Annotated in this window: 1 protein-coding gene; it reads right to left on the bottom strand. The window is 67.6% G+C overall.

The features are described from left to right. Positions 1-222 (bottom strand): methyl-accepting chemotaxis protein (locus KDH83_RS32360; protein WP_249205496.1); only part of this gene is annotated, 222 nt, incomplete at both ends.

Below are 222 nucleotides of genomic sequence, written 5' to 3'. Positions count from 1 at the left end.
GGTCGATGCCGCTCGACTGCTCTTCCGACGCCGCCGAGATCTCGCCCATGATGTCTGTCACGCGCTTCACCGATGCCACGATCTCCTGCATCGTCGCGCCCGCGCGTTCCACCTGCTGCGAACCCGCACCGACCTTGCCGACCGAATCCTCGATCAGGCCCTTGATTTCCTTGGCGGCCTGGGCGCTGCGCTGCGCCAGCGAGCGCACTTCGCCCGCCACCA

Origin of the sequence: Achromobacter sp. Marseille-Q0513, from assembly GCF_018195695.1 — a bacterium.
Taxonomy (GTDB): domain Bacteria; phylum Pseudomonadota; class Gammaproteobacteria; order Burkholderiales; family Burkholderiaceae_B; genus Achromobacter.
Note: the sequence above shows the minus strand (reverse complement) of the source record. Positions and strands in the feature narration are given on the sequence as shown.